Origin of the sequence: Methylibium sp. (genome assembly GCF_013817365.1) — a bacterium.
Classification (GTDB): Bacteria; Pseudomonadota; Gammaproteobacteria; order Burkholderiales; family Burkholderiaceae_C; genus Methylibium.
Genome location: NZ_JACDCU010000285.1, coordinates 1 through 5,540, shown reverse-complemented (window position 1 = coordinate 5,540; position 5,540 = coordinate 1). Strand labels below are relative to the sequence as shown.

At 62.3% G+C, this 5,540-nt stretch carries 1 protein-coding gene; it reads left to right on the top strand.

Features of this window, described 5'->3' with window-relative positions:
* The first annotated feature begins 128 nt into the window (after positions 1-128).
* On the top strand, positions 129-5,408 hold the full coding sequence (locus H0W38_RS15650) for a DDE-type integrase/transposase/recombinase (RefSeq protein WP_292455727.1): 5,280 nt from the start codon (positions 129-131) through the stop codon (positions 5,406-5,408).
* Positions 5,409-5,540: the final 132 nt, after the last annotated feature.

The following is a 5,540-nucleotide window of genomic DNA, read 5'->3' as shown; positions in this document are numbered from 1 at the left end:
TTGTAGTACCGCTGGGCGGGAACGGCCTGGGGGGCCGGCGCGCACCTGCAAGGGGCGACGAGAAACGCGGCGGCGGACGGCAGATGAATGAACAGTCTTTCATAAGAACCTGAGGGCCACCTCAACAAATGGAGGAGACGCCGGCAGGGCCGGTGGTAACCCCCGACCAGCTGAAATCAGTGAAGGACCCCGCTGCACGCGAGGCGCTTACGAAAGCGCTCGAGGAGCGGGCGGCACTGAACGCGAGGCTGGAGAACGCGAATCAACATCTGGCTAAGCTTGTGCAGAGCGCGGGGATCGAGTCGATGTCCGCTGCCGCTGAGCCAGAGAAGAAGGAAGAACCCGCAAGAACGGCAAGTGCCGGGTTTCACGCGGGCGAACAGACGGTAGTGGGTGCCGTCAGTGCGAGCGCCGAGGTGCGCGACGCCGAACGAGCCCAGAGTGCGCGGGAGGAAGCGCGCGGGAAAAACCCCAACGTGTTGCCGCCGGCGCCCGCAGTCCGCGGGTCGGGCCTCCCTCGCGAGATTGAGCGCATGGCGACGACCAACCTGCGGGGGATGATGGATAGTTTCAAGGGCGACGTGACACGGCCCGAGGAGGCAGTGATGCTATACGAAGAGGTGCTGGGCTACCTTCGGCTGGGCCTGCCGGACGCCACGGCACTCGGGCTGCTGCAGCTGGTGTCGCAGGAAGCCAAGTCGCGGCTGGCCGCGCTACCCATGCCGAGTAGCTTTGAGGAGTGGCGCAAGCGATTCCAGGAGAAGTATCTGTCGGGGACGCGCGCGGGAAACATGCGGCACCGTCTCGCGGAGCAACGGCGCCAGAGTAGCGAAGGAGTGTACGCCTTCCTGACGCGTGTGCGACCGATGGCCCAGGCGGCCGTGCTCATCAACGTGGTCAGCGAGCGGGCGTTGCTCGAGGATCTGTGGACCACGACAGTGCTGGGCACCGATTACTGCATGAGAAATACGACATTGTATCGCGAGGTCGGGAAAGCAATAGCGGAGGGCGAGATCAAGACAATCGAGGCATTGTGCAGCAGGATGGCGGGCGAGACGTTCGAAGTCGTGCCAAAAGGGCCACCCGCTGGCGGCAAGCCGGCCAACCCAGCCACCAAGGGCCAACCCCGACGCCCGCGCCCCGACACGCGACCACCGTGCCCGTTCTGCCAGAAGCCGGGCCACACGGAGGACGTGTGTTTCACCAAGCATCCAGAACTGCGCGCGAAGATGCAGGGCGGCTCCTCCGGCAACAATGAAGGCAAGCTGGAATATCCCGCGCTGCCAGTGGGCCAGGAGGTGTTTGTGGTGGACGCGCTCGTCGGGCCGGCTCCGATGAAGCTCGGCTTGGACTCGATGGCCGCGCTGAATCTGATGCGCGAGGACTCAGTCCCAAAAGGGTTCGCGGTGCGGCCGGGCGGTCCGTTGTTGCACGGCGTTGGTCATGTGTATGCGAGCGGTCTGGTGGACCTGCCGCTGCGCGTGGGAGCGGTACGGCTGAAGCGCGTCACGTTTGCAGTTGTGAGCGACTTGCCGGTGGCTGCGTTGCTGGGCAAGCCGACGCTAAGCCAGCTGCGTGTGGTGATGCACATGGCCGACGATACGGCACGGTTGCAGCACGGCCAGCAACAGGCGGTTGTGCGGGCTGTGGCGATCCCAGTGGCCGTGAGTAGCCATCGACCGCAGGCGCAGGCGTACTGGACGTGGCTGAATAAGCGCATGGCCGCTGCGCCGAAGCGGTTGCAGACACTGTTTCAGGACGTCATGGAGCGTGCAGACGATGGAATGCTGGAATTGTATCTGGCTGAGTTTGCTGAGTGGGCGCTCCGTCAGCGCCAGTCGTCAACAAACGATGATGCGAACGTGCACCCGGCACCGTACCAGAGCCAGTTGCTGCGGCCTGCGTCGGTGCCGAGCGGTGCAGTGGTGTGTCCGACAACAGTGAAGGCTGCCGACATTCTGCTGAAGGGGTCGGAGTACGAATTGGTACCAGATGCGGATGACAGTCGCGACTTTCTGCCGCCTGTCATGTCGTTTGAGGAGGACGACCGGCAGACGGATGCGGCGCTGGCCAAGGTTGTGAGCGAAGCAGAGATGTCGCCGGCTGGCAAGGACAAGTTGCGCGCACTTGTGCAGAAGCATCGGCCTGCGTTCGGCATGCAGCTGCGCAAGGTCGACCAGTCGCGCGAGAAAGTGCATGTCAATCTCAGTGGTTTACCGCGGCACGAGCCACGGCGGCTGATCCGTGACCCGCGCGTCCTGCGTGCGCAAATGCAGTGGGAAGACGCGATGGATGCCCGGGGCGTGATTGGCGACTTGACCGGCCCTGCAGAGCTGGCGCGGCCGATCAACATTCACCACGTGATACGCAACAAGAAGATTCGTTTCACCGGTGATGCGCGTTTGCGCAACGAGAAGACGATTCCGGACTCGCATCCCGTTCCTTCGCCTCTGGAGGCGCTTGAGCGTTTCCGACGTAATCGTGTGTTTTCAACATTCGACGAGGCGGATTCGTATTTCCAGTACCCGTACGATGTGGAGAGCCGCGTACCGTTTTACAGTGCGTACGGTGGGATTCGCGAGTTTCGGGTTGTTGTCCAGGGCGGGATGAACTCGCCGGCGGCGCTGCATCGGTTCAAGGCCAAGCAGTACAGCGCGTTCTCACCGAACGAGTTGGCGTATATGTTCGACGACACGCTGCTGGGGACGAGTAGCGACTCCGAGGACGTCCATCTCGCGCTGTTGGACCAGTTCCTGACAAAGATTGTGCAGGACGGCACGATCTTGAAGGCCACCAAGTGCCACATCTTTCGCAGCGAGGTGGTGCACCAAGGGTTTGTATTGAGTCACGGCCACTATCGCAAAGATCCGGAGGCTGTGCGGCCGTTGGTGGACATGCGTTTGCCCAAGACGGCGAGCGAGCTCAAGTCGCAGATGAGCATGTTGGGACGGTACCGCAACTTTGTGCCGGAGTTTTCTCAGCTGGCGGCGCCGTTGGAGGACATCATGCACGATCGTTGGGTCGAGGGGACGTTTACTGCGGATCACGCTAAACGGCTCGTGGAGATTCGGCGCCAGATTGCGCGGGAGACGCTGCTGACAATGCCGGACTGGAATCGGCCATTCCACTGGCGTATCGACGCGCAGCCCACGTTCGGATGGGCAGGTGTGGTGGGTCAGGAGGATGCCTTGGGCAAGTTCTGGCCTATCCGGTTTATGGCTAAGAAAGCGAGCGAGGCAGACAAGAAGCGCTGGCCAACGGAGATGGAGGCCATGGCGTGGTACTATTGCCTGATTGACAAGGGCCGTGTGTATTCGCAGTACAGCGAGAACATCATTCACGGCGACCCGAAGTCGCTGCGCTGGTTGGCTGACTCGATTGAGATGGGTCGTGCGAATCGGCAGATGCAGCGCGTGGCGCTGGCGCTTCAGGCCATCACTATCACGTTCAAGTATCACCCGCGTGCGGAGATGGACGACGTGGACACGCTGAGCCGGTTCGCGCTGGTCGATCGCAGTTCGCACGAGGCGCTCAAGCAGTTTCTGGAGTCGGACAAGCCCACATTGGACGAGGACATGATTATTGTGGCGGCCGCGGTGCCGGCCCGCGCCACCTTGCCACCGCGTGTTGCGGCGGCGTCGGTTGTGGGGCCCGACAGCGCGCCGGGCGTGCCCATCGACATTAGCGCTGAGCAGGGCATCGACCCGGTCTGTGTGTTCATTATGACGATCAAGTCGGGCGAGTTCGGTGACGCCGACGCCGAGGAGGCGTTTCTGGCGGGCATGCCGACGAAGGCGGCAGCCGCGTTACGGCATCATATGGCGACATCCAAGTCGCGGGATTTCGCCGACTTTGAGATGTGCAGTGGCAAGCTGATGTTTATCGATGTCGACAAGCTCGCCAACCGTCGTGCGCGGCTTGTCCTGCCGTTGCGTCTGCGCGCTCGGGTGCTGACCGCAAACCACGACGCGCCGTCGGCCGGCCACCGGGGGTTCGAAAAGACGTACGGGGCCTTGATGCGCCTGTACTTCTGGTTCGGCATGTATGCGGACACGACCCAGTGGATCAAGAGCTGCCCGATGTGTGCAAAAGGCAAGCGGCGCACGATTGCGGGTCACGGTACGGCCAAGCACATGGGGCTGGTGCCGACGAAGTATCCGCCGTTTGACCGTGTTGTGATTGATTTGATTGGGCCGCTCTTGATGTCGCGGTCGGGTATGGTGCATGTGCTGGTGATCGTCGACGCGTACAGCAGTGAGACGCTGCTTGTGCCGTTGAAGACCAAGAATTCGGAGGACATTGCCAACATTCTGCTGACCCACGTCGTGCTGAAGGAGGGGTGCCCACGCTCGTGGCAGACGGACCGCGCGCCGGAGCTACTACAGTCAGCTGTGGCGAAGCTAGCCAAGCTGGCCGGTATTGAGGCGAAGGCGTGCAGCGCGTACCAGGCTCACACGGAGGGCCGTGTCGAGCGCCGCAATTGGCTGATTGGAATGATGTTACGCGAGCTGTCAAAGGATGACCCGACAGGATGGCCCGACATGTTGCCGTGGGTGCAGTTCGCCATCAACACGTCGCCGTATTCTGTGACGGGTATGACACCGTACTTCCACAAGACTGGCTATGATGCGATTGCGCCAGCCAACGCGTGGCGCGAGGTGGGCGAGGACAGTGGCGAACCCGTGGCCGAGTGGAGCAAGCGCATGGTCAAGGCGTACAGTTTTGCTGACCTGGCGCACTCGGAGGCCGCTGCCACACGCAAGGAGCAATACGACAAGGGCAAGCGTGAGCACGGCATTGTAGATGGTGATAGTGTTTACGTGTGGATCGCACGCGCGCACAAGTTGGAGCAGTCAGCCATGGGGCCAATGACCGTCAAACGGTTCCTGGATCCTGCGACGAAGCGCACGGCTGTGTTGCATCCGCCGGGCCAGCCAGACGAGACGATGGTTGTGCATGTGGATCGGTTGGTGAAAGCGCACGAGCGGCCCGCACATCTGGTGCATATTCCCGTCGACCTGTCGGACTGGATCGACCAAATTGCCGCACGCGACGCGGAGCCGCCCGCGGCGGAAGCGGAATCGGCACCACAAGTGACGGCCCATCAGCGCAGCGCCGCGGAGCGCGAGCAGGAGGTGTGGGCAATCGAGAGCATCACTGGGCGTGTGGAAGCGTCCGATGGTTCGCGGCGGTATTGTGTGCACTACGTCGGGTACGAGGACGCAGCGGAGGATCGCTGGTACGATGAGGAGGATCTGCGGCAGATGGGGCCGGAGACGATCAAGATGTTGGATGAATATGACGCCCGGGAGGATCGGGCTGTGGTACAACAAACGATCGCAACAAAGCCGACGGCACAAGGTGTGCGGCAGTCGGCGCGGTTGCGGCGCAAGGATAGCGGCACTTAAGTCATTTGTAGTACCGCTGGGCGGGAACGGCCTGGGGGGCCGGCGCGCACCTGCAAGGGGCGACGAGAAACGCGGCGGCGGACGGCAGATGAATGAACAGTCTTTCATAAGAACCTGAGGGCCACCTCAACA